This is a genomic window from Streptomyces vinaceus (assembly GCF_008704935.1).
GTDB lineage: Bacteria > Actinomycetota > Actinomycetes > Streptomycetales > Streptomycetaceae > Streptomyces > Streptomyces vinaceus.
The window spans coordinates 2,452,662-2,475,427 of the sequence record NZ_CP023692.1 but is presented as its reverse complement, the minus strand read 5'-3'; the positions used below and the strand labels follow the sequence as shown (position 1 = coordinate 2,475,427).

Here is a 22,766-nt window from a genome sequence, read left to right as displayed (position 1 = left end):
AGCCGTCCACAAGCAGTCCTGGCTAAGCCTGTGCGCTATCGGGGCGGCAGGTCAACCGCACCACCGGCAGCACAGCGATGGCTCTGAGTGCCTGAGACCTGGAACCGCCTCTCGCCGCGGTCGATCGTTTGGATTTTTGGTCAGCCTGCCGCGAAAGCCCCATGTCAGAGGCCTCGCGTGTCATTACACCGGCAATCCGTCCGATCCTACGTTCGAAGGGTCGCATTGCGTCCACATCTTCACCCGCCCACTTACGAGTGTCAGTGCCGGTGGATACGCTGAGACTGTCTGGGGGAGAGCCTCGTCCGCCACGCCACCCGCCAACACGACAGGCAGGCGCTTGGTCTAACGTGGAAGGGACGAGACGAAAGGGGGGCACCATGGGGAACGCGCACGACGTGGCGGCGTACATCCTGACGAAGACCGGTCCGCTGTCCGCGATGAAGCTGCAGAAGCTCTGCTACTACTCCCAGGCTTGGTCCCTCGTCTGGGACGAGCAGCCTCTCTTTGATGATCGCATCGAGGCTTGGGCGAATGGGCCGGTGGTACGCGCCCTGTATGCGCAGCACCGAGGTCAGTTCACGATCCATAACTGGCCCTCCGGTGATCCCGCCCAGCTCAGCGCCGACCAGAAGGCCACCGTTGACGCAGTGATCGACGCTTACGCGAAGCTCACTGCCCAGCAGCTAAGCGACCTCACACATAGTGAGCGCCCGTGGATCGACGCTCGCGACGGCGTACCGCCGACTGAGCGCAGCGAAGCAGAAATCCCGCCCGAATCGATGCAGTCCTTCTATGCGTCTCTGGTCAAACGAAACGACACAGAGAGCGTCTGATAGGCCACATCAGGGGGGGCATGTGGGAGGGAACAACAAGAGACCTGCTAACAAGCAGGTCCCCACGGCTGCTGTACCGTCCGCTCCGGAGCGCGTCCCCCGTCGCGTCCGGGGCGTCGCCGTGCCGGGTGAAATGGACGAGCAACACCCTGTGTGGCGGACTGCGCTGCTGGATCGCGAGCACGACGGGTCGTGGTCGTGGAAGATCACCGATCAGACGCTATTGAAGATCGTGAACTTTCTGTCGGAAATGGAACGTCTGACCTGGCGGGAAATACGACAGCAGCAGACTGGAGGCCGGCGCCGCGGTCCTAAGCACAAGACGATCCCCCGCAATCACCTGTGCAAGGAAGCGCAGGATCGACTAGTTGAGCTCCAGCTCGACGACTTCGATGAGTTGTTCCGATTTCGCACCGGCAACATGGAGCGCCTCTGGGGAGTGCTCTCTAGCGACAGTCCGCGGATCTTCTATCCGATCTGGTGGGATCCCGACCACAAGGTATGTCCAAGCAAGGACCAGTAACCCTGATCCGCCCTTCGGTGGATCTGAAGGACACGTGCACCGCGCCCGTCTCAGCAGGTCAGAGCGTCGGATGCATCACCTGTCGCCGATGGGGCCACAGAGGCCACGTTCGACCTGCTCGGACCGGCGCATGGTCGGGAAGGCCAGCATCTGTATCGAGCGGCTGGCGGAGCTTTACAACCATCAGGGCTACGTCTTGCCCTAGTTGTTGCTCCGACCTGGGCCGATATCGGACGGACAGCCTCTGACCTGCGATCGAGCAGCCATCGGTTGTCGCCCTTGGTTGCCTCCGCCCACCGCCCCACGGCCCATAGACGGCCCGGCCACGGAGCCTTCGATCAATAGTCAGTCACTAGGTTGGCTGAAACGAAGACGCATGGCCAGAAACAGACCTACGCTCTCCCCACCGTAGGAAGGGGAGGCCCATGGCGCTCCAACTTGCACCACTGCTAGGCACGGCGGGCGTAGTGATAGCCGCAGCGGCTGGCCCTCTCGTGACAGGAGCCGTCCAGAACCGGCGTGACGCGAGATTGGCCGCAGATCTGACACGAAACCTCGATCTTCTGGAGAAACTCAGGGGATACGAGGCTGGGACGTGGGACGCCGAAGTCCATCAGCTCGACGTTCTCGTACGCATTCAGCTGGCGGCGGCTGCCGCACGCCAGAAGACCTATGTCGAGCAACGGCGCAGCTGGAGCAATCTGGGTGCAGTCCTAATGGTTTTGTCCATCGCGCTCCCGCTGCTGTGGCTCCTGACTCTCCCTGGCTCATGGTGGTCATGGGTGATCTTCACGCTCTTGTTGATTCTCACGCTCATCCTCTGCGGCATCGGGCTTCATCAGACATTCCGCCCTCCAGCAGATGCGCCGCTGGACGCTGCTGCCGCCTAAATAGCTGGGCCAGCCACACTGAGCACTGCTCCCATCCCGTCTGCCGTCGACCCACACGTATGTGGAGCGGGCGCGGGCCGCCAGGGCCCGTGTCTGCTCGGCTTGCCCGGGTCGATGGCAGACGGGATGGGAGCTCCCCACCTCAACCCCACTCGGTCGGCACCCGCGTACGGCGCCCCCGCCATCCCGGAGTCTGAGCGCCCCCGCCGGAGGCATGTCGGTGACAGAGGGAACCGGCGGCCCGTAGGGGCTCGACTCATGCCCTTGGGCCTATCCCGTCTCGCGGGGGCGGGCGTCGGCGAAGCGGGGGGCGGAGCGGGCCGAAGGCAGGAGCGTCGCCCCGAGCGGAGCCGGGAAGGCCGCCCAACGGAGCGGAGCGCAGCCGGGTGCTTGATGAAGTAGGGAAACTCTTACCACGCATGAGGTTCAGAGGGCAGGGCGGCGAACAACCACCGAGAGGTTTGGCCTTGAGGGCGGTCTCCAAAGCGTGATGGTGGGCTATTGGGTGGTCCAGTTCGCCAGGCGGGCGCGTGCCGCTTCAGCGACTACCGGCCAGGGGTCGTCGACGAGCCGAGCGACCGCGGACCGTGGCGAACGTGGGTGGGTGGCAACAGTGTTACGGACTGCGTCGTGAGGATCGTCCGCCAGCTGCCGCATGATTTCTGGTGGGCAGGAACGTTTGCCGAGTACGCGCTGCCGTACCCGCCAGTCTGCGTCCTTGCTCAGCTCAGTCATGATCTCCGGTGGACACGTGCGGTTGTGGGCTGCCCAGAAACGCATCTCTGAATGCTTCCGGACTAGCTGCCGCCACACCGTCAGTGGCATAGCGGCCCGTGCCGACCGGTCGCGCTCCGCAGGATCCTCACTTCGGCGCAGCCGTATGAACTCCTCGACGGAGTCGATCTCAGAAAGGGGTCCACCATGGCAGGAACGTAGCCCACGGTGGGTCGCGATGTGATCGGCTTGGTCAGCGCGCTTGGACCAGGTTCGGCCGCCGTGGCTGCGGACGTGGGGGCCGGCCTCGTCCAGGGCGTCCAGGAGGCGGATTACGTGGACCTCGGACATCTGAGCAGACACCTCTTCCGGGGTGAGCCAGGCGACCGCGGTCGACTCCTCCGACGTGTGCTCCGTACCGCCGGGCGGCTGGCAGCGGAAGACCAGGGCGGCGATGCCGCGGGTGGTGTTCTCGTAGACCCGGTGAGATCTCAAGCCGATGGGGCCGCTGCCGCCGCGGAGACCGTACACCGGAAGCGGCGGACCTTGGTCAATTCCATGCACTACGCGGGATCTCGGCGAGTTTCAGTACAACCCGCTGTCTGCTGTTGGCTGGCAGAAGCCGGAGGGCGCAAACGACGTGGACCCCCGTGTCGGGGTGAATCTGGAGCAAGCGCGGTCGCTGCTGTGTGCCGTGTCCTATGTCGGCGGCTTCAAACGGGCGCGTGGCCGAAGCCTGGTCGGGCTCTTCGCCGGAATGTACTTAGGGGGATTCCGGCCGGCCGAGGCGGTGGGGCTGTCCCTCTCCGATCTCACCCTCCCTGACCGGGGCTGGGGAGAGGCCTTGCTGAACCGGTCACGGTCGAGCGTCGGGGAGCAGTGGACCGACTCCAGCCTGAGCCATGAAGACAGCGGGCTCAAGAGCCGGCTTGCCGAAGAAGTGCGGCGCGTGCCGATTCCGCCCGAGCTCGTCTCCGTCCTGCAGGGGCACGTCGACACCTTCGAGACTGCGGCGCACGGTCGGCTCTTCTACAGCGAGCACGGGGGAGCGGTGTCGTCCTCGACGTACTACCGGCCTGGCAGGAGGCTCGGCTCCTGGCTCGGCTGGCTCAACGCGGGCGTCGACCCGACCGAGATTGCGGCGCGAGCAGGCAACAGCGTGGAGGTGCTGCTCGGCCGGTACGCCAAGTGCCCCCGACGGCCGGCAGGAGGTCGGCAACCGGCGGATCGAGGAGTTGCTCCGCGAGTACGAGTAAGAGGGGAGCCGTTGCGGCCCGAGGCCCCTGGGGAAACCTGGGGGCCTTCGTGTTTCCCCAGGCTGACCTGGGGAGTTGTGGACGACTCCAGGCCGCGAATAGGCCGCAGAGGCTGTCATACGGCTGCTTGGCCTGGCATGTGGCTGCACATACGCGAAGACCCCGTCTCAGCGAACTCGCTGATGGCGGGGTCTTTGGGCACTTCCTGCGAAGTGCCCCCGGCAGGATTCGAACCTGCGCACACGGCTCCGGAGGCCGTTGCTCTATCCCCTGAGCTACGGGGGCGTGTCGTTCGCGTTGCGGCGACGGGTGGAACACTACCAGCTTCCGCGGGGTGATCAGGAACCGATTACGGCCCTGGGGGGCCCGGGTCGCTCGGAGGGGGTGGAAGTGGCAAAAACCCGGACGCGGGGGCTTAGGCGGACCTACTCTCGAGTTGTGCCAGGCGCCTCGGGCCGGGTGCTTGTTGTCGACGACAACAAGGTCATCCGGCAGCTGATCAAGGTCAATCTCGAGCTGGAGGGCTTCGAGGTCGTGACCGCGAACGATGGTGCCGAATGCCTGGACATCGTGCACCGCGTGTGCCCCGACGTGATCACCCTTGATGTGGTCATGCCCCGCCTGGACGGGTTCGGGACCGCCGCGCAGCTGCGTGCCGATCCGCGTACGCGCCATCTGCCCCTCGCCATCGTGAGCGCCTGTACGCAGCACGAGGTGGAGGCGGGCATCGACGCCGGGGTGGACGCGTTCCTCGCCAAGCCCTTCGAGCCCGCCGAGCTCGTACGGGTCGTACGCCGGCTCATCGAGCGCAATGACCGGCGCGAGCGGAAGGGCACGCCGGCCGGGCGGGGCAGAGGGTAGCGGCGGTGGCGGCGGTCACCTGTTCACATGGCGAAACCGTTCGCGGGATGGGAGGGCTTCTCCCCTAGGCTGGTCCCGTGACCCCCGCCGACCTCTCCAGCACCGTCGCACGCGCCGTGCGCCGCGCCGTCGAGGACGGGGAGCTGCCCGCCGGGGCGGGCGTGCCCGAGCGGGTCGTCGTCGAGCGGACCCGGCCCGGCGGAGTGGGTGACTACGCCACCCCCGTCGCCTTCCAGGTCGCCAAGACCGGGGGAAGTGCTCCCGGCCACGTCGCTGAGGTGCTCGCTCGGCGGTTGGCCGTCGAGCCCGGGCTCGACCGCGTCGAGATCACCGGCGCCGGGTTCCTGAACTTCACCCTCGCCCCCCGCGGCGGCGCCGGTCTCGTCGCCGAAGTGCTGGCGCGCGGAGCGCGCTACGGGTACGCGGACGACGCCCTCGAAGCCGGGCCCTTCTGCTGGGCCCCCACCGCCGGGTTCCGGCAGCGCGCCGTCCACGAGGCCGTCGTACGCATCCTGCGGAGCCAGGGAGGGGAAGGGCCGCAAGACGGCGCAGCGGCGCCCGGCGTCGCCCCCGTCGCGCGCCGCGACGGGGACGTGGTCGCCGCCTACGGGCGGGACGCCGCCACCTGGGCCGCGCTCTGCGTTCCGGCCCGCGAGACCCCCCAGTTCGGGCCCGCGCTCCTGGTCCAGGACGAGTCCAGCGAGTTCTTCCTCGTGCGGTACGCCCACGCCCGCGCCAAGGCCCTGGGCCGCGGCGCCGCCCGCCTCGGCTTCCACGCCGAGCCCGGCGAGGTCGACGCCCCCGCCCCCGGACCCGCCGACGCCCCCGCCCCCGCCCTGCTGCGCCTCCTCGCCGAGTACCCCCTCGTACTGGAGGCCGCCGCGCACCGGCGGGCGCCGGAGCGGCTCGTACGGTTCCTCGTCGCCCTCGCCGACGAGCTGCTCGATTTTCAGCACTGCGTCCTGCCCAAGGGGGACGAGAAACCCTCGGCCGCCCACCGCGCCCGGCTGGCTCTTGCCGAAGCCGCCGGGACGGTGCTGGCCGGCGGCCTGGCCCTTCTCGGCATAGACGCACCTGACTGCCTGTGATCTGCGAAGAGAGATACCGATGAGCCGTTCCGCGCACCCCGCCGGGCCCCGCCACGCCGACGTCCTGCCCGAGGGCCACTACTCCCCGCCGCCCGCCGACCTCAACGCGCTCGACGAGAAGGTCTGGGCGCGGACCGTGCGGCGGGACGAGGACGGGGTGGTGACCGTGGGGGGCGTCCCCGTCACCACCCTCGCCCAGGAGTTCGGAACCCCGGCCTACTTCCTCGACGAGGAGGACTTCCGGGCGCGCTGCCGGGCCTGGGCGCACGCCTTCGGGCCCGACGCCGACGTGTTCTACGCGGGCAAGGCGTTCCTGTCCAAGGCCGTCGTGAAGTGGCTGCGGGAGGAAGGGCTCAACCTCGACGTCTGCTCCGGCGGAGAGCTGGCCACCGCCCTTGCCGCCGGCATGCCCGCCGAGCGGATCGCCTTCCACGGGAACAACAAGTCCGTCGACGAGATCACCCGGGCCGTCACCGCCGGCGTCGGCCGGATCGTGCTCGACTCCTTCCAGGAGATCGCCCGCGTCGCGCACATCGCCCGCGAGCTGGGCGTGCGCCAGCCCGTCCAGATCCGCGTGACGGTCGGCGTCGAGGCCCACACGCACGAGTTCATCGCGACCGCCCACGAGGACCAGAAGTTCGGCATCGCCGTCGCCGACGGCTCCGCCGCCGAGGCCGTACGGCGCGCCCTCGGGCACGACAGCCTCGACCTGCTCGGCGTCCACTCCCACATCGGCTCGCAGATCTTCGACATGGCCGGCTTCGAGGTCTCCGCCAAGCGCGTGGTGCGGCTGCTGGCCGCCGTACGGGACGAGCACGGCGTCGAGCTGCCCGAGATCGACCTCGGCGGCGGCCTCGGCATCGCCTACACCTCCTCCGACGACCCGCGCGAGCCCCACGAGATCGCGAAGGCCCTGCACGAGATCGTCGCCCGCGAATGCGAGGCCGCCGGTCTGCGCGCGCCCCGCATCTCCGTCGAGCCCGGCCGCGCCATCGTCGGCCCCACCGCCTTCACCCTGTACGAGGTCGGCACGATCAAGCCGCTCGAAGGGCTGCGCACGTACGTCTCCGTCGACGGCGGCATGTCCGACAACATCCGCACCGCCCTCTACGACGCCGAGTACGCCGTCACCCTCGTCTCCCGCGTCTCCGACGCCGAGCCCATGCTCGTCCGCGTCGTCGGCAAGCACTGCGAGAGCGGCGACATCGTGGTGAAGGACGCCTTCCTGCCGGCCGACCTGGCCCCGGGAGACCTCCTCGCCGTACCCGCCACCGGGGCGTACTGCCGCTCCATGGCCAGCAACTACAACCACGCCCTGCGCCCGCCCGTCGTCGCCGTGCGCGACGGAGGGGCCAGGGTGATCGTCCGGCGCGAGACGGAGGAAGATCTCCTGCGTCTCGACCTCGGATGATCCGGTTATTTCAGGGAGAAGCCCCCATACCCCCAAAATAGGTGTCTCACTCAATGGACCGAGGATGGAAAGTGCTGTCCATTGAGTGAGACTGGTTGAGACCCGGCGGGCAATACCGCACGCCGGGTGGTGATGGAAGATCGAAAGGCGTAGGTCGAATGATGCGTACGCGTCCGCTGAAGGTGGCGCTGCTGGGCTGTGGAGTGGTCGGCTCAGAGGTGGCGCGCATCATGACGACGCACGCCGACGACCTCACGGCCCGCATCGGCGCGCCCGTCGAGCTCGCCGGCGTGGCCGTGCGCCGCCCCTCCAAGGTGCGCGAGGGCATCGACCCCGCGCTGGTCACCACCGATGCGACCGCCCTCCTCAAACGCGGCGACATCGACGTCGCGATCGAGGTCATCGGCGGCATCGAGCCCGCCCGCACCCTGATCACCACCGCCTTCGAGCACGGCATCTCCGTCGTCTCGGCGAACAAGGCGCTGCTCGCCCAGGACGGCGCGGCCCTGCACGCCGCGGCCGACCAGCACGGGCTGGACCTGTACTACGAGGCCGCCGTCGCCGGCGCCATCCCGCTGGTCCGCCCGATGCGCGAGTCCCTCGCCGGCGACAAGATCAACCGGGTCATGGGCATCGTCAACGGCACGACGAACTTCATCCTCGACAAGATGGACTCCACCGGCGCCGGGTACCAGGAGGCGCTCGACGAGGCCACCGCCCTCGGGTACGCCGAGGCCGACCCGACCGCCGACGTCGAGGGCTACGACGCCGCCGCCAAGGCCGCGATCCTGGCCGGCATCGCCTTCCACACCCGGGTCCGCCTCGACGACGTCTACCGCGAGGGCATGACCGAGGTCAGCTCCGCCGACTTCGCCTCCGCCAAGCGCATGGGCTGCACCATCAAGCTCCTCGCCATCCTGGAGCGCGCCGCCGACGGCGAGTCCGTCACCGCCCGCGTGCACCCGGCGATGATCCCGCTGACCCACCCGCTCGCCTCCGTACGCGAGGCGTACAACGCCGTCTTCGTCGAGGCGGAGGCCGCGGGGCGGCTCATGTTCTACGGGCCCGGCGCGGGCGGTTCTCCGACCGCCTCGGCGGTCCTGGGCGACCTCGTCGCCGTCTGCCGCAACAAGCTCGCCGAGGCAACGGGGCCCGGCGAGTCGGCGTACACCCAGCTGCCGGTCAGCCCCATGGGCGACGTCGTCACCCGGTACCACATCAGCCTCGATGTGGCCGACAAGCCGGGCGTCCTCGCCCAGGTGGCGACCACGTTCGCGGAGCACGGGGTCAGCATCGACACCGTCCGCCAGCAGGGAAAGGACGGCGAGGCCTCCCTCGTCGTCGTCACTCACCGCGCGCCCGACGCCGCCCTCTCCGGGACCGTCGAGGCACTGCGGAAGCTGGACACCGTGCGCGGTGTCGCCAGCATCATGCGTGTTGAAGGGGAGTAAGGACCCATGAGCAGCAATCGCACCCACCAGTGGCGCGGCATCATCGAGGAGTACCGGGACCGCCTGCCGGTGACGGACACGACTCCCGTGGTCACACTCCGCGAGGGCGGTACGCCGCTCGTGCCCGCGCAGGTGCTCTCCGAGCGCACCGGCTGCGAGGTCCACCTCAAGGTCGAGGGCGCGAACCCCACCGGGTCCTTCAAGGACCGCGGCATGACCATGGCCATCACCAAGGCCAAGGAAGAGGGTGCCAAGGCGGTCATCTGCGCCTCGACGGGCAACACCTCGGCCTCCGCAGCCGCGTACGCGGTGCGCGCCGGGATGGTCTCCGCCGTCCTCGTGCCCCGGGGCAAGATCGCGCTCGGCAAGATGGGCCAGGCGCTGGTGCACGGCGCCAAGATCCTCCAGGTCGACGGCAACTTCGACGACTGCCTGGACCTGGCCCGCGCGCTGTCCGACAACTACCCGGTCGCGCTGGTCAATTCGGTCAACCCGGTGCGCATCGAGGGTCAGAAGACGGCCGCGTTCGAGATCGTCGACGCGCTCGGCGACGCCCCCGACATCCACGTGCTGCCCGTCGGCAACGCCGGCAACATCACCGCGTACTGGAAGGGCTTCAAGGAGTACAAGGCCGACGGCCTGGCCTCCCGTACGCCCCGCGTGTGGGGTTTCCAGGCCTCCGGCTCCGCACCGATCGTGCGCGGCGAGATCGTCAAGGAACCGCACACCATCGCCACCGCGATCCGGATCGGCAACCCGGCCTCCTGGGACTACGCGCTGGCCGCGCGCGACGAGTCGGGCGGTTTCATCGACGAGGTGACGGACCGCCAGATCCTGGCGGCCTACCGCCTGTTGGCCGCCCAGGAGGGCGTCTTCGTCGAGCCCGCCTCGGCCGCGTCCGTGGCCGGCCTGCTCAAGGCCGCCGAGCTGGGTCTGGTCGACCCCGGCCAGAAGATCGTGTGCACCGTGACCGGAAACGGCCTCAAGGACCCCGACTGGGCCGTCGCCGGCGCTCCGCAGCCGGTCACCGTCCCGGTGGACGCGGAGGCCGCGGCCGTCCGCCTCGGCCTGGTCTGACCCCGGTCACCCGGTCACCCGGTTGCCGGATTCCGTGAGCCTCCCGGAGGCTCACGGAATCCGGCAACTCAGGCCGTACGGCACAAAAGTCAACGGCGTTCGCCGAGATCCACCGGAAGACACCGACACGCATCGTGCGCCTCCTGTGCGCCCTATGTCGCGAGAGAACCTTCCTTCGATACGCTGTACTTACATCCGCCACCGCGCATATGACCGTGGTGCTGCCCAGAGGGCCTTCGGGTGTCGTACGTTCTCCAGTACATTCGCAGCGAGCCAGCGAAGATCTCGTCTCGCACAGTCACAAGGAGTGTCATCGGACGATGGCCGGTCCAGCGTTCCGCGCCGCCGCCGTACGGGTGCGCGTCCCCGCCAGCAGTGCCAACCTCGGCCCGGGCTTCGACGCCCTCGGCCTGGCCCTGGGGCTCTACGACGACGTCGTCGTCCGGGTGGCCGACTCGGGTCTGAACATCGACATCGCGGGGGAGGGTGCAGACACCCTCCCGCGGGACGAGAGCCACCTGCTCGTACGCTCCATGCGCACCGCCTTCGACCTGCTGGGCGGGCAGCCGCGCGGCCTTGAGGTCGTCTGCGCCAACCGCATCCCGCACGGCCGCGGCCTCGGGTCCTCCTCCGCCGCCATCTGCGCCGGCATCGTCGCCGCCCGCGCCGTGACCATAGGCGGAGAGGCGAAGCTGGACGACGCGGCCCTGCTCGAACTCGCCACCGAGATCGAGGGGCACCCCGACAACGTCGCCGCCTGTCTCCTCGGCGGCTTCACCCTCGCCTGGATGGACGGCGGCAGCGCCAAGGCGATCCGTATGGAGCCCGCCGATTCCATCGTTCCGGTGGTCTTCGTCCCCTCCAAGCCGGTCCTGACGGAAACCGCGCGCGGTCTGCTGCCGCGCAACGTCCCCCACGTGGACGCGGCCGTCAACGCGGGCCGTGCGGCCCTGCTCGTCGAAGCCCTGACCAGGCGTCCCGAGTTGCTGCTGCCCGCCACCGAAGACAGGCTCCACCAGGAGTACCGCTCCCCGGCGATGCCGGAGAGCGTCGCTCTCGTCAACCGGCTGCGGGCGGACGGGATCCCCGCGGTCATCTCCGGCGCGGGCCCCACGGTCCTCGCGCTGGTCGACAACGGCGCGGCCGACAAGGTCGCGCAGCTCGCGGGCGAGGGGTGGGCGGCGAACCGGCTCGCCCTCGACGCCGCGGGCGCGAGCGTCCTGCCGCTGGGAAACCAGGGCGGCTAGGTCGGGGCATACCCGCCAGGGGCGGGCGGCCAGGGCAGGCCGCCCGCGCTGAAGGCGCGATTGCCGGTGATTGAGAGGGGGAATATCTGTTGGATCCGGTAGTGTTAGTCTCAAGTGCGCAGCCGAAGCCGCCATGGCTCGGTGCTCAGTGTCCCCATCCGGGACCACCTTTCTTCCGGGAGCCTCCCCGACTGCTTTGATCGCTGCCAGCAGTTTCGAGCACGCTCCGGAATCGGCGTGACATTCCCACGCTTCCAGCTCGGGGGCTTCTCGCCGGAACCACCCACGCACGTTTCTCTCCGCCGTTCCTCTTTCGGCGGACCACCGCCCCGGCTGCGGCCCATGACCCACCAAGCCATGGACCGTCGCCGGACAGCACAACCGGTCGCCGAGCCAGACAGGCCGACGTCCGCTCCAGGGAAGGACCCTTCGTGAGCGACACCACCGATCTGATGGGCGCTGCCGACACCACTGTCGACACCAGTGCCCCCGCCGCGGGCGCCGCCCCCAAGCGTCGCCGCTCCGGCACCGGCCTTGAGGGCATGGTCCTGGCCGAGCTCCAGCAGGTCGCGTCGGGCCTCGGTATCAGGGGCACCGCGCGGATGCGCAAGAGCCAGCTGATCGAGGTCATCAAGGAGGCGCAGGCGGGTGGCGGCGCCCCCAAGGCCGCGGCTCCCGCCGCGGACGCCGCCGAGGCCAAGCCGAAGCGCCGCGCCACCAGCAAGGCCCGTACGGGTGAGGCCGCCGCAGAGGCGCCCGCCGAGAAGCCTGCCGCGCAGGCGCAGATCGAGATCCCGGGCCAGCCGGCCTCCGACGACGCCCCGGCCGGCGAGCGCCGCCGCCGTCGGGCCACGGCCCCCTCCGGCAGCCCGGAGACCGCGGCCCCCGCCGCCGTGCAGGTAGAGGCCAAGACCGAGACCGCCACCACCACCGCGACCGCTCCGGCCGAGGTCAAGGCGGAGGCGGCCACCGCCGTCTCCGCTCCCGCCCAGGAGGGCGAGGGCCGCGGCCGGCGCGACCGCCGCGACCGCGGTGACCGTGCCGAGCGCGAGGGCGGCCGCCGTGACCGCCGCGACCGCGGCGCCAAGGCCGACGACCAGGGCCAGGGCGCCCAGGGTCAGGGCCAGGCCGGCCAGGGTCAGGGCGGCGGCCAGGGCGGCCAGGCCCAGGGCGGTGGCCGGGGCGACCGCCAGGACCGCCAGCAGCAGGGCGGCCGTCAGGACCGCCAGCAGCAGGGCCGTCAGGACCGCCAGGACCGCCAGGGCCCCCAGGGCAACGGTCCCGAGGACGACTTCGACGACGAGGGCGGCCGTCGCGGCCGTCGCGGACGCTACCGCGACCGCCGCGGCCGTCGTGGCCGCGACGAGTTCGCGCCGAACGAGCCGCAGGTCGCCGACGACGACGTCCTGATCCCCGTCGCGGGCATCCTGGACATCCTCGACAACTACGCGTTCATCCGGACCTCGGGCTACCTGCCCGGCCCCAACGACGTGTACGTCTCCCTCGCCCAGGTCCGCAAGGCCGGTCTGCGCAAGGGCGACCACACCACCGGTGCCGTGCGCCAGCCCAAGGACGGCGAGCGCCGCGAGAAGTTCAACGCCCTCGTGCGCCTGGACTCGGTGAACGGCATGGCGCCCGAATCCGGCCGCGGCCGCCCGGAGTTCCAGAAGCTGACCCCGCTGTACCCCCAGGACCGGCTCCGTCTGGAGACCGACCCGGGCGTGCTGACGACCCGCATCATCGACCTCGTGTCGCCGATCGGCAAGGGCCAGCGAGGCCTGATCGTGGCCCCGCCGAAGACCGGCAAGACCATGATCATGCAGGCGATCGCCAACGCGATCACCACGAACAACCCCGAGTGCCACCTGATGGTCGTCCTGGTCGACGAGCGTCCGGAAGAGGTCACCGACATGCAGCGGTCGGTCAAGGGCGAGGTCATCTCCTCGACCTTCGACCGCCCGGCCGAGGACCACACCACCGTCGCCGAACTGGCCATCGAGCGCGCCAAGCGCCTCGTCGAGCTGGGTCACGACGTGGTCGTCCTGCTGGACTCCATCACCCGTCTGGGCCGCGCGTACAACCTCGCGGCGCCCGCCTCCGGCCGCATCCTGTCCGGTGGTGTCGACTCGACCGCGCTGTACCCGCCGAAGCGCTTCTTCGGTGCCGCGCGCAACATCGAGGACGGCGGCTCGCTGACCATCCTGGCCACCGCGCTGGTCGACACCGGCTCGCGCATGGACGAGGTGATCTTCGAGGAGTTCAAGGGCACCGGCAACATGGAGCTCAAGCTCGACCGGAAGCTCGCCGACAAGCGCATCTTCCCGGCCGTCGACGTCGACCCGTCGGGCACCCGCAAGGAGGAGATCCTCCTCAACAGCGAGGAGCTCGCCATCGTCTGGAAGCTGCGCCGGGTGCTGCACGCGCTCGACTCGCAGCAGGCCATCGAGCTGCTCCTCGACAAGATGAAGCAGACGAAGTCGAACGCCGAGTTCCTGATGCAGATCGCCAAGACGACCCCGTCGGGCAAGAACGACGACTGATCCCTCGATCCGTCGCCGTACACGGCATCACCGGGACCGCCCCCACCGCAGCCGCGGCGGGGGCGGTCCCGCGTTTTCCCGCGCCGTTTCCGAGCCCCGCGCAGGGTAGGGGGACCGTGCGAGCTTCGCCACACATGCCGCGTTTGCCTGCCTTGCCGCCGTACTGTCCCCCAGGGGTCGTGGAACCCTGGGGGATGTTAGGCCGTCTGTGTCAGAGGCAGCACAGGAGGACGAGGAGAGCGGAGAGCATGAGCGAGGACAGCAGGGGCGGCGGCAGGCGTGCCGCGGGCCGGCGCCGACGGAAACCGCCGAAGCGCCGCAGGGCCCTGGTCATCGCCGCGTGGAGCGCCGCCGGCGTGGTCCTGCTGGGCGGGGCGGGTCTCGGCTGGTTCTACTTCCACCTGAACGGGAACCTCAAGACGGTCGACATCGACCAGGCCCTGGGCACCGACCGCCCGCAGAACGTGGACAACGGCTCGATGGACATCCTCGTCCTCGGCTCCGACTCCCGCGGCGGCGCCAATTCCGAGTACGGCCCGGACGACGGCGGCTCCGCCCGCTCCGACACCGCGATGATCGTCCACCTGTACGACGGCCACAAGAAGGCGACCGTCGTCTCGATACCGCGCGACACCATGGTCAACCGGCCGGCCTGCACGACGGCCAACGGCAAGACCGACCGCGGCAGCTCGCGCTCCCAGTTCAACGAGTCGTTCACCATCGGCGGGGCCGCCTGCGCGGTCAAGACCGTCGAGAAGATGTCGGGGATCCGCATGGACCACTACATCGAGGTCGACTTCACGGGCTTCAAGAAGATCATCGACAACCTCGGCGGCGTCGAGGTGACCACCAACAAGCCGATCAAGGACTACGGGAGCCACCTCGACCTCCCGGCCGGCCCCAACAAGCTCAACGGCGAGCAGGCCCTCGGCCTCGTACGCACCCGCAAGACCGTCGGCGACGGCTCCGACCTGGGCCGAATACAGCTCCAGCAGGCGTTCATGAAGGCCCTGATCAAGCAGGTCAAGGGCATCGGCGTCTTCGACAACCCCAAGCGGCTGCTCGACCTCGCCGACACCGGCACCAAGGCGCTGACCACCGACAAGTCCCTCGGCGACGTGAAGTCCCTGATGGGCTTCGCGCAGAGCCTCCAGGGCATCGACGCCCAGGACATGAAGATGATCACCCTGCCCGTGGGCCCGGACCCCCGCGACCCCGACCGGGTCGCCCCGCTGGCCAAGGAGTCCAAGATGGTCTGGGACGCCCTGCTGGCCGAGCAGCCGGTCCCGGCCGAGGCGACCGCGAACTCCATGGGCGACAAGGGCAGCGCCGGGCAGATCGTCCAATAGTCCGCGAAATGCCTGGTCAGGGGCTTCCCGTAGGGGAGCGGAATAGATGCCTGACCCCCCTCGTTGAGGGAGGCGTCCTCAGAATTTTGACAGGCAGCCCGGTCCTGGCAGACTGGTCTGTCGGCCCCGGTTCACGCAGTGCGCAATTCGGCTCCTGCGACCCGGCGCCCTCCCGAATCTAGGAGACACCTTGAAGCGCGATGTTCACCCCGAGTACGTCGAGACCCAGGTCAGCTGCACCTGTGGCGCGTCGTTCACCACCCGTAGCACCCTGACCGAGGGCACCATCCGTGCCGAGGTCTGCTCCGAGTGCCACCCGTTCTACACGGGCAAGCAGAAGATCCTCGACACCGGTGGCCGTGTCGCCCGCTTCGAGGCCCGCTTCGGCAAGGCTGCCGGCTCGAAGTAGCGAGCCCCCGGCGCCGGACCCCGGCTGCACCCTGTCCACACGGGGGCAGCCGGACCGGCGCCTTTGTCGTCCCGCAGCCCTTTTTCACACTTTTCACTTCAGGAGCCCCCGATGTTCGAGGCGGTCGAGGAACTGGTCGGCGAGCACGCCGATCTTGAGAAGAAGCTCGCCGACCCTTCGGTCCACTCGGATCAGGCCAACGCGCGCAAGCTCAACAAGCGCTACGCGGAGCTGACCCCGATCGTCGCGACCTTCCGTGCCTGGAAGCAGTCCGCCGAGGACATCGAGACGGCGAAGGAGTTCGCGGTCGACGACCCGGACTTCGCGGCCGAGGTGAAGGAGCTGAGCGCCCAGCGCGAGGAGCTCACCGAGAAGCTCCGCCTGCTGCTGGTCCCGCGCGACCCCAGCGACGACAAGGACGTGCTCTTGGAGGTCAAGGCGGGCGCGGGCGGCGACGAGTCCGCCCTGTTCGCCGGCGACCTGCTGCGCATGTACCTGCGCTACGCCGAGCGCGTGGGCTGGAAGACCGAGATCATCGACGCCACCGAGTCCGAGCTCGGCGGCTACAAGGACGTCCAGGTCTCCGTACGCACCAAGGGCGGCAACGGCGCCACCGAGCCCGGCCAGGGCGTGTGGGCCCGCCTGAAGTACGAGGGCGGCGTCCACCGCGTGCAGCGCGTTCCGGCCACCGAGTCCCAGGGCCGCATCCACACCTCCGCCGCGGGCGTGCTCGTCACCCCGGAGGCCGAGGAGGTCGAGGTCGAGATCAACCCGAACGACCTGCGCATCGACGTGTACCGCTCGTCGGGCCCCGGCGGCCAGTCCGTCAACACCACCGACTCGGCAGTGCGCATCACGCACATCCCCACCGGTGTGGTCGCCTCCTGCCAGAACGAGAAGAGCCAGCTCCAGAACAAGGAGCAGGCCATGCGCATCCTCCGGTCGCGCCTGCTGGCCGCGGCCCAGGAGGCCGCCGAGCAGGAGGCCTCCGACGTGCGCCGCAGCCAGGTGCGCTCCGTGGACCGCTCCGAGAAGATCCGTACGTACAACTTCCCGGAAAACCGGATCTCGGACCACCGGACGGGCTTCAAGGCGTACAACTTGGACCAGGTGCTCGACGGCGACCTCGATCCGATGATCCAGGCCTGCGTCGACGCGGACTCGGCCGCCAAGCTGGCGTCCGCGCACTGATCCCCCGCTCGACCCGCTTCACCGTGCACGACCCCCGCACCACCCCCGTACGACAGCAGCCCGGAGGACCAGCGTGAACTTGCTGCTTGCCGAGGTGGCCCAGGCCACCCAGCGGCTGGCCGCCGCCGGCGTGCCCTCACCGCGCTTCGACGCGGAGGAGCTCGCGGCCTTCGTGCACGGCGTCAAGCGGGGGGAACTGCACCACGTCAAGGACGCGGACTTCGACGCCCGCTACTGGGAGGCCGTCGCCCGCCGCGAGGCGCGCGAGCCGCTCCAGCACATCACCGGCCGCGCCTTCTTCCGGTACCTGGAGCTCCAGGTCGGGCCCGGGGTCTTCGTGCCCCGGCCCGAGACCGAGTCGGTCGTGGACTGGGCCATACACGCCGTCCGCGCGATGGACGTCGTCGAGCCGCTGATCGTGGACCTGTGCACCGGCTCCGGCGCCATCGCGCTGGCCATGGCCCAGGAGGTGCCGCGCTCGCGCGTGCACGCGGTCGAGCTGTCCGAGGACGCCCTGCGGTGGACCCGCAAGAACGCCGAGGGGTCGCGGGTCACCGTCCACCAGGGCGACGCGCTGAGCGCCCTGCCGGAGCTGGACGGCCAGGTCGACCTGGTGATCTCCAACCCGCCGTACATCCCGCTCACCGAGTGGGAGTACGTCGCCCCCGAGGCCCGGGACCACGACCCGGAGATGGCCCTGTTCTCCGGCGAGGACGGCCTGGACACCATCCGCGGCATCGAGCGCACCGCGCACCGCCTGCTGAGGCCCGGCGGCATCGTCGTCATCGAGCACGCCGACACCCAGGGCGGCCAGGTGCCGTGGATCTTCGCCGAGGAGCGGGGATGGGCGGATGCCGCCGACCACCCCGACCTGAACAACCGCCCGCGCTTCGCCACGGCCCGCAAGGCCATGCCGTGACGCCCCCGACCCGCCCCTCCACCCCCCTGCTGCACGAGGAGTCCCGCTGATGGCCCGGCGATACGACTGCAACGACGCGACGGACCGCAAGACGGGTCTGCGTGAAGCCGCATCCGCCGTGCGCCGCGGCGAGCTCGTCGTGCTGCCCACCGACACCCTCTACGGGATCGGCGCGGACGCCTTCAGCGCGGAGGCCGTCGGCGACCTGCTCGCCGCCAAGGGGCGCGGCCGCAACATGCCGACCCCCGTCCTCATCGGGTCGCCGAACACCCTGCACGGGCTCGTCACGGACTTCTCCGAGCAGGCCTGGGAGCTCGTCGACGCCTTCTGGCCGGGCGCGCTGACGCTGGTGGCCAAGCACCAGCCCTCGCTCGCCTGGGACCTGGGGGAGACCCGCGGCACCGTGGCCGTACGGATGCCCCTGCACCCCGTCGCGATCGAGCTGCTGACCGAGGTCGGCCCGATGGCCGTGTCCTCGGCGAACCTGACCGGCCACCCGGCGCCGGAGGACTGCGACGCGGCGCGCGAGATGCTCGGCGACTCCGTGTCCGTGTACCTGGACGGCGGCCCGACCCCGGGGATCCAGCCGTCGTCGATCGTCGACGTCACCGGGAAGGTTCCCGTCCTGCTGCGCGAGGGGGCGCTGACCGCCGAGCAGCTGCGGGAGGTCGTACCCGACCTCGAGGTGGCCCCGTGAGCCCTGAGGGGCGTGGCATAGCAAGCGGGCACACCTCCGGCGCGAGCCACGGCTGGGGGGACCCCCACCCGGCGGGCGCCGGCGGGGACACCTTCCGCATCCTCCACGTCAGCACCGGCAACGTGTGCCGCTCGCCGATCACCGAGCGGCTGACCCGGCATGCGCTGGCGCACCGGCTGGGCGGTATTCCGGCCGGCGACCTGATCGTGGAGAGCGCCGGGACGTGGGGCCACGAGGGGGCCCCGATGGAGGCGAACGCGGCGGCCGTGCTCGCGGACTTCGGGGCGGACGCGACCGGCTTCACCGGGCGCGAGCTGCTGGACGAGCACGTCATACGGGCGGACCTGGTGCTCACCGCCACCCGGGACCACCGGGCCCAGGTCATCTCGATGGGGCATTCGGCAGGGCTGCGGACGTTCACGCTCAAGGAGTTCACGCGGCTGGTGCGGGCGATAGATCCGGCCACGCTGCCGCCGCTGGACGGCGGGGTCGCGGAGCGCGCCCGAGCCCTGGTGCGGGCCGCCGCCGCCCTCCGGGGCTGGCTGCTCGCGCCGTCGCCGGACGCGGACGAGGTGTACGACCCGTACGGGGCGCCGATCACCTTCTTCCGCTCGATCGGCGACGAGATCAACCAGGCCCTGGACCCGGTCGTCACGGCCCTGACGGGCGTCAACGCCCGGCACTGACCCGGATCCCCCGCGCCCCGCACATCGAAGGGGTCGAAATCGGGCAGAGCGGGACTGGGCGCCCTAGAGTGGGGCTATTCCGGACAGCCCACTGGAGCCGCGCCATGAGCGTCATCACCCCGCCCTCGGACCTGCTGCGCCGGCAGGATCCGCAGATGGCCGACGTGCTCGCGGGGGAGGCGCAGCGCCAGGCGATCACGCTGCAGCTGAGCGCCGCCGAGAACTTCACCTCGCCCGCCGTGCTCGCGGCCCTCGGCTCGGCGCTCGCCAACAAGTACGCCGAGGGCTACCCGGGCCACCGCTACCACGGCGGCTGCGAGTACGCCGATCTCGCCGAAGGGCTGGCCGTCGAGCGGGCCCGCGCGCTGTTCGGGGTCGAGCACGCCAACGTGCAGCCGCATTCCGGTTCCGCCGCCGTACTGGCCGCGTACGCCGCCCTGCTGCGGCCCGGGGACACCGTCCTCGCGATGGGCCTTCCGTACGGCGGCCACCTCACGCACGGCTCGCCCGCCAATTTCTCCGGCCGCTGGTTCGACTTCGTCGGGTACGGGGTGGACGCCGAGACCGGCCTGATCGACTACCAGCAGGTGCAGGGCCTCGCCCGGATGCACCGCCCCAAGGCCATCGTCTGCGGCTCGATCTCCTACCCGCGCCACCCCGAGTACTCGGTGTTCCGGGAGATCGCCGACGAGGTCGGGGCCCACCTCATCGTGGACGCCGCGCATCCGATCGGGCTCGTCGCCGGCGGGGCCGCCCCCAGCCCCGTCCCGTACGCCGACATCGTCTGCGCGACGACGCACAAGGTGCTGCGCGGTCCGCGCGGCGGGATGGTCCTGTGCGGGGCCGAGTTCGCCGAGCGGATCGACCGGGCCGTCTTCCCCTTCACCCAGGGCGGCGCCCAGATGCACACGATCGCCGCCAAGGCCGTGGCCTTCGGCGAGGCCGCGGCCCCCGCGTTCACCACGTACGCCCACCGGGTGGTCGCCAACGCGCGGGCGCTGGCCGACGCCCTCGCCGCGCACGGCTTCGCGGTGACGACGGGCGGCACCGACACCCACCTGATCACCGCCGACCCGGCGCCGCTCGGCGTGGACGGCCCCACCGCGCGCGGCCGGCTCGCCGCCGCCGGGGTGGTGCTGGACACCTGCGCCCTCCCGTACGGGGACCAGCGCGGGATCCGGCTCGGCACGGCGGCCGTCACCACCCAGGGCATGGGGGAGCCCGAGATGACCCGCATCGCCGCGCTGTTTGCCGCCGCGCTGCGCGGGGAAGGCGCGAACACCCGCGCGGAGGTGGCCGAGCTGACGCGCGGATTTCCCCCGTACGGGGAGTAAGGGGGACAAGCGGGGCGTACCGCAACCGGGATAGCGCCCCCTCGCGTCCTCGGTGAGGGGTACATCGCAGCTAATGTGTGGGGCTGAGATGGCCGGCGATACATCTGGGGCAGCCCGTGCGTGAATATCTGCTGACGCTTTGCGTCACGGTCGCGGTGACCTACCTGCTCACCGGGCCCGTGCGGAAGTTCGCGATCGCGGCCGGTGCGATGCCGGAGATCCGCGCCCGCGACGTGCACCGCGAGCCCACCCCGCGGCTCGGCGGCATCGCGATGTTCGGCGGGCTGTGCGCGGGGCTGCTGGTCGCGGACCACCTGCACAACCTCAACGGCGTCTTCGAGCTGTCGAACGAGCCGCGGGCGCTGCTCTCCGGGGCCGCCCTGATCTGGCTGATCGGCGTCCTCGACGACAAGTTCGAGATCGACGCCCTGATCAAGCTCGGCGCGCAGATGATCGCAGCCGGTGTGATGGTCATCCAGGGGCTGACCATCCTGTGGATCCCCGTCCCGGGCATCGGCAACGTGTCGCTGACCCAGTGGCAGGGCAACCTGCTGACCGTGGCGCTCGTCGTGATCACCATCAACGCGGTGAACTTCGTGGACGGACTCGACGGCCTGGCCGCCGGCATGGTCTGCATCGCCTCCGCCGCGTTCTTCCTCTACGCGTACCGGATCTGGTTCGGGTACGGGATCGAGGCGGCCGCCCCCGCGACCCTGTTCGCCGCGATCCTGATGGGGATGTGCCTCGGCTTCCTGCCGCACAACATGCATCCGGCCCGGATCTTCATGGGCGATTCCGGATCGATGCTCATCGGCCTGGTTCTGGCCGCCGCGGCGATTTCGATCACCGGGCAGGTGGACCCGGACACCATGGCCCTGTTCGCCGGCGGTGAGCGCAACGCGACGCACGCGATGCTCCCGGTCTTCATTCCGCTTCTGCTCCCGCTGACGATCATCGCGATCCCGATGGCGGACCTGGTCCTGGCCATCGTGCGGCGCACCTGGAAGGGCCAGTCGCCCTTCGCGGCCGACCGCGGGCACCTGCACCACCGGCTGCTGGAGCTCGGGCACTCGCACAGCCGCGCGGTGCTGATCATGTATTTCTGGTCGGGGCTGATCGCCTTCGGCGCGGTGGCGTACTCGGTGCACTCCGCCTCGATGTGGATCGTGCTCGCCATCGTCGGGCTGAGCGCGGCCGGCCTCGTACTGCTGCTCCTGCCGCGCTTCACCCCGCGCGCCCCGCGCTGGGCCGAGGGCCTCGTGCCTCCGCGCTACCGGCACCGCGAGCGCGCCGCCGAGGCGGCCGCGCTGGATGCCTCGGGCCGGGAGCCGGAGTCCGTCGGGCCGATCCGGGTCGGAGTCTCGGGCGTCAACGGAGCGACCGCGGTAGGCCCCCGTTCGCGCTTCCCCGACCGGCGTAAGGCCGAGTCGGCGCGCTGACGCCCCCGGTACATGTCGGACATGAACCGCCTTTACCACACACAATGAGGGCTTGTCGCGCACACACGGGCGGGTTAGCTCTCATGTGTGACAGTCGGCACACTCGGTGGGTAAAGCTCTCATCAAATAGTTTGTGATACCGTTCACTAAACCCGGCGACAGAGCCGAAGGACCGTAGTGCGACGGCCCATCGGCCCGAGGTTCGATCTCGGACCGGGCTTACGCTCGTCCCGTACGAGTCCCCGTAGTACGAGTCCCGTACGAGTCCGTGCCCCCACCACCACGCGGAGCAACCCGCCATGCGGTCTGATGACGTCCGATCCCTTCTGCACGCCGCTGTACCCACGGCTGTCGCCGGCGCTCTCGCCGCCGTCATCAGCGCGGTGGTGACAGGCGGCAAGGGGGCTCTCGGGGCCGTCATCGCCACGCTGCTGGTGATGCTGTTCATGGGCATCGGATTCGTGGTTCTGCAACGCACCGCGAAATCGCTGCCGCACCTGTTCCAGGCCATGGGGCTCATGCTCTACACGGCCCAGATCCTGCTGCTCTTCGTCTTTCTCGCCGTGTTCAAGAACACGACGCTGTTCAACCCCCGTGCATTCGCGATCACGCTCGTCGCCACCACCCTGGTGTGGATCGGCGCACAGACGCGTGCTCACATGAAGGCCAAGATCCTGTACGTAGAACCGGACTCGACGAAGGGCGACAAGCCCGAAAATTCGGGGCCGAAGTCGTGAGGGGTAGGGCCGGGATAAGCGCGCGTTCGAGATGCTGCTATCGTCCGGTTCCAACTGCGGCATTGCGGGCGCGGGCATCTGAGCTGACGCCTGTTCCATCGCGAGGCTCGA

19 protein-coding genes, 1 tRNA gene and 1 pseudogene are annotated in these 22,766 nt (G+C 69.9%); 19 read left to right on the top strand and 2 right to left on the bottom strand.

The annotated features are described in order from the left end of the window. Positions 1–380 precede the first annotated feature (380 nt). The 3 genes from CP980_RS10740 (at position 381) to CP980_RS10730 (ending at position 2,249) form a co-directional block, all read left to right on the top strand. Positions 381–836, top strand: a complete 456-nt coding sequence (locus tag CP980_RS10740) for a Panacea domain-containing protein (protein ID WP_150528057.1) — start codon at positions 381–383, stop codon at positions 834–836. Positions 837–969: 133 nt separating this feature from the next. Beyond that, complete coding sequence (locus CP980_RS10735) at positions 970–1,359, top strand: hypothetical protein (RefSeq protein ID WP_150528056.1); 390 nt, start codon at positions 970–972, stop codon at positions 1,357–1,359. A 425-nt stretch (positions 1,360–1,784) separates the two neighbouring features. Then, positions 1,785–2,249 (top strand): hypothetical protein, encoded by a 465-nt coding sequence (locus CP980_RS10730; protein ID WP_150528055.1) that lies wholly within the window; start codon positions 1,785–1,787, stop codon positions 2,247–2,249. 987 nt (positions 2,250–3,236) lie between these two features. Here CP980_RS10730 and CP980_RS35865 read toward each other — a convergent pair. Continuing rightward, a pseudogene (locus CP980_RS35865) lies at positions 3,237–3,443 on the bottom strand (NUDIX hydrolase); the annotation flags it as partial. Positions 3,444–4,432: 989 nt separating this feature from the next. Then, positions 4,433–4,504: transfer RNA gene (locus tag CP980_RS10720), tRNA-Arg, on the bottom strand. A gap of 174 nt (positions 4,505–4,678) precedes the next feature. Here CP980_RS10720 and CP980_RS10715 point away from each other — a divergent pair. From CP980_RS10715 to CP980_RS10640, 16 genes are all read left to right on the top strand, one after another. Continuing rightward, complete coding sequence (locus CP980_RS10715; protein ID WP_373312832.1) at positions 4,679–5,080, top strand: response regulator; 402 nt, start codon at positions 4,679–4,681, stop codon at positions 5,078–5,080. 77 nt (positions 5,081–5,157) lie between these two features. Next, positions 5,158–6,168 carry an ArgS-related anticodon-binding protein NrtL gene (nrtL, locus tag CP980_RS10710; protein ID WP_150528054.1) on the top strand — a complete coding sequence of 337 codons (1,011 nt, stop codon included), beginning with the start codon at positions 5,158–5,160 and terminating at the stop codon, positions 6,166–6,168. Positions 6,169–6,187: 19 nt separating this feature from the next. Further along, positions 6,188–7,579 (top strand): diaminopimelate decarboxylase, encoded by a 1,392-nt coding sequence (gene lysA, locus CP980_RS10705; protein ID WP_150528053.1) that lies wholly within the window; start codon positions 6,188–6,190, stop codon positions 7,577–7,579. A gap of 158 nt (positions 7,580–7,737) precedes the next feature. Beyond that, positions 7,738–9,030 carry a homoserine dehydrogenase gene (locus CP980_RS10700; protein ID WP_165937277.1) on the top strand — a complete coding sequence of 431 codons (1,293 nt, stop codon included), beginning with the start codon at positions 7,738–7,740 and terminating at the stop codon, positions 9,028–9,030. 6 nt (positions 9,031–9,036) lie between these two features. Then, a complete protein-coding gene (thrC, locus tag CP980_RS10695; RefSeq protein ID WP_123512518.1) occupies positions 9,037–10,107 on the top strand; it encodes a threonine synthase in 1,071 nt (356 codons plus the stop codon). 320 nt (positions 10,108–10,427) lie between these two features. Next, the gene (gene thrB, locus CP980_RS10690) at positions 10,428–11,354 is read left to right on the top strand and encodes a homoserine kinase (RefSeq protein WP_048476407.1); all 927 of its coding nucleotides are present in this window, start codon (positions 10,428–10,430) and stop codon (positions 11,352–11,354) included. Between the two features lie 431 nt (positions 11,355–11,785). After that, positions 11,786–13,894 carry a transcription termination factor Rho gene (gene rho / locus CP980_RS10685; protein WP_132756799.1) on the top strand — a complete coding sequence of 703 codons (2,109 nt, stop codon included), beginning with the start codon at positions 11,786–11,788 and terminating at the stop codon, positions 13,892–13,894. Between the two features lie 248 nt (positions 13,895–14,142). After that, a complete protein-coding gene (locus CP980_RS10680; protein WP_132756800.1) occupies positions 14,143–15,243 on the top strand; it encodes an LCP family protein in 1,101 nt (366 codons plus the stop codon). 190 nt (positions 15,244–15,433) lie between these two features. Beyond that, the gene (rpmE, locus tag CP980_RS10675; protein ID WP_030153765.1) at positions 15,434–15,652 is read left to right on the top strand and encodes a 50S ribosomal protein L31; all 219 of its coding nucleotides are present in this window, start codon (positions 15,434–15,436) and stop codon (positions 15,650–15,652) included. A gap of 111 nt (positions 15,653–15,763) precedes the next feature. Beyond that, complete coding sequence (gene prfA, locus CP980_RS10670) at positions 15,764–16,843, top strand: peptide chain release factor 1 (protein WP_099889439.1); 1,080 nt, start codon at positions 15,764–15,766, stop codon at positions 16,841–16,843. 73 nt (positions 16,844–16,916) lie between these two features. Next, positions 16,917–17,762 carry a peptide chain release factor N(5)-glutamine methyltransferase gene (gene prmC / locus CP980_RS10665; RefSeq protein WP_030153768.1) on the top strand — a complete coding sequence of 282 codons (846 nt, stop codon included), beginning with the start codon at positions 16,917–16,919 and terminating at the stop codon, positions 17,760–17,762. 49 nt (positions 17,763–17,811) lie between these two features. Further along, a complete protein-coding gene (locus CP980_RS10660; RefSeq protein WP_030153769.1) occupies positions 17,812–18,459 on the top strand; it encodes an L-threonylcarbamoyladenylate synthase in 648 nt (215 codons plus the stop codon). Next, positions 18,456–19,145, top strand: coding sequence for an arsenate reductase/protein-tyrosine-phosphatase family protein (locus CP980_RS10655; RefSeq protein ID WP_373312831.1), 690 nt, complete (start codon positions 18,456–18,458; stop codon positions 19,143–19,145). Before CP980_RS10660 ends, CP980_RS10655 begins: the two co-directional genes overlap by 4 nt. Positions 19,146–19,249: 104 nt before the next feature. Further along, complete coding sequence (locus CP980_RS10650) at positions 19,250–20,479, top strand: serine hydroxymethyltransferase (RefSeq protein ID WP_150528052.1); 1,230 nt, start codon at positions 19,250–19,252, stop codon at positions 20,477–20,479. Positions 20,480–20,595: 116 nt separating this feature from the next. Further along, complete coding sequence (locus CP980_RS10645) at positions 20,596–21,918, top strand: MraY family glycosyltransferase (RefSeq protein ID WP_185091912.1); 1,323 nt, start codon at positions 20,596–20,598, stop codon at positions 21,916–21,918. Between the two features lie 299 nt (positions 21,919–22,217). Then, positions 22,218–22,655: a Cg1360 family ATP-synthase-associated protein gene (locus CP980_RS10640; RefSeq protein ID WP_150528051.1), complete on the top strand. Its 438-nt coding sequence runs from the start codon at positions 22,218–22,220 to the stop codon at positions 22,653–22,655. The last annotated feature ends 111 nt before the right edge of the window (positions 22,656–22,766 follow it).

What these genes read in the sequence shown, in the direction of transcription:
- CP980_RS10740 (WP_150528057.1), top strand. Translation starts at nt 381, where the DNA reads ATGGGGAACGCGCACGACGTGGCGGCGTACATCCTGACGAAGACCGGT.
- CP980_RS10735 (WP_150528056.1), top strand. Translation starts at nt 970, where the DNA reads ATGGACGAGCAACACCCTGTGTGGCGGACTGCGCTGCTGGATCGCGAG.
- CP980_RS10730 (WP_150528055.1), top strand. Translation starts at nt 1,785, where the DNA reads ATGGCGCTCCAACTTGCACCACTGCTAGGCACGGCGGGCGTAGTGATA.
- lysA (WP_150528053.1), top strand. Translation starts at nt 6,188, where the DNA reads ATGAGCCGTTCCGCGCACCCCGCCGGGCCCCGCCACGCCGACGTCCTG.
- CP980_RS10700 (WP_165937277.1), top strand. Translation starts at nt 7,738, where the DNA reads ATGATGCGTACGCGTCCGCTGAAGGTGGCGCTGCTGGGCTGTGGAGTG.
- thrC (WP_123512518.1), top strand. Translation starts at nt 9,037, where the DNA reads ATGAGCAGCAATCGCACCCACCAGTGGCGCGGCATCATCGAGGAGTAC.
- thrB (WP_048476407.1), top strand. Translation starts at nt 10,428, where the DNA reads ATGGCCGGTCCAGCGTTCCGCGCCGCCGCCGTACGGGTGCGCGTCCCC.
- CP980_RS10680 (WP_132756800.1), top strand. Translation starts at nt 14,143, where the DNA reads ATGAGCGAGGACAGCAGGGGCGGCGGCAGGCGTGCCGCGGGCCGGCGC.
- prfA (WP_099889439.1), top strand. Translation starts at nt 15,764, where the DNA reads ATGTTCGAGGCGGTCGAGGAACTGGTCGGCGAGCACGCCGATCTTGAG.
- CP980_RS10660 (WP_030153769.1), top strand. Translation starts at nt 17,812, where the DNA reads ATGGCCCGGCGATACGACTGCAACGACGCGACGGACCGCAAGACGGGT.
- CP980_RS10650 (WP_150528052.1), top strand. Translation starts at nt 19,250, where the DNA reads ATGAGCGTCATCACCCCGCCCTCGGACCTGCTGCGCCGGCAGGATCCG.
- CP980_RS10640 (WP_150528051.1), top strand. Translation starts at nt 22,218, where the DNA reads ATGCGGTCTGATGACGTCCGATCCCTTCTGCACGCCGCTGTACCCACG.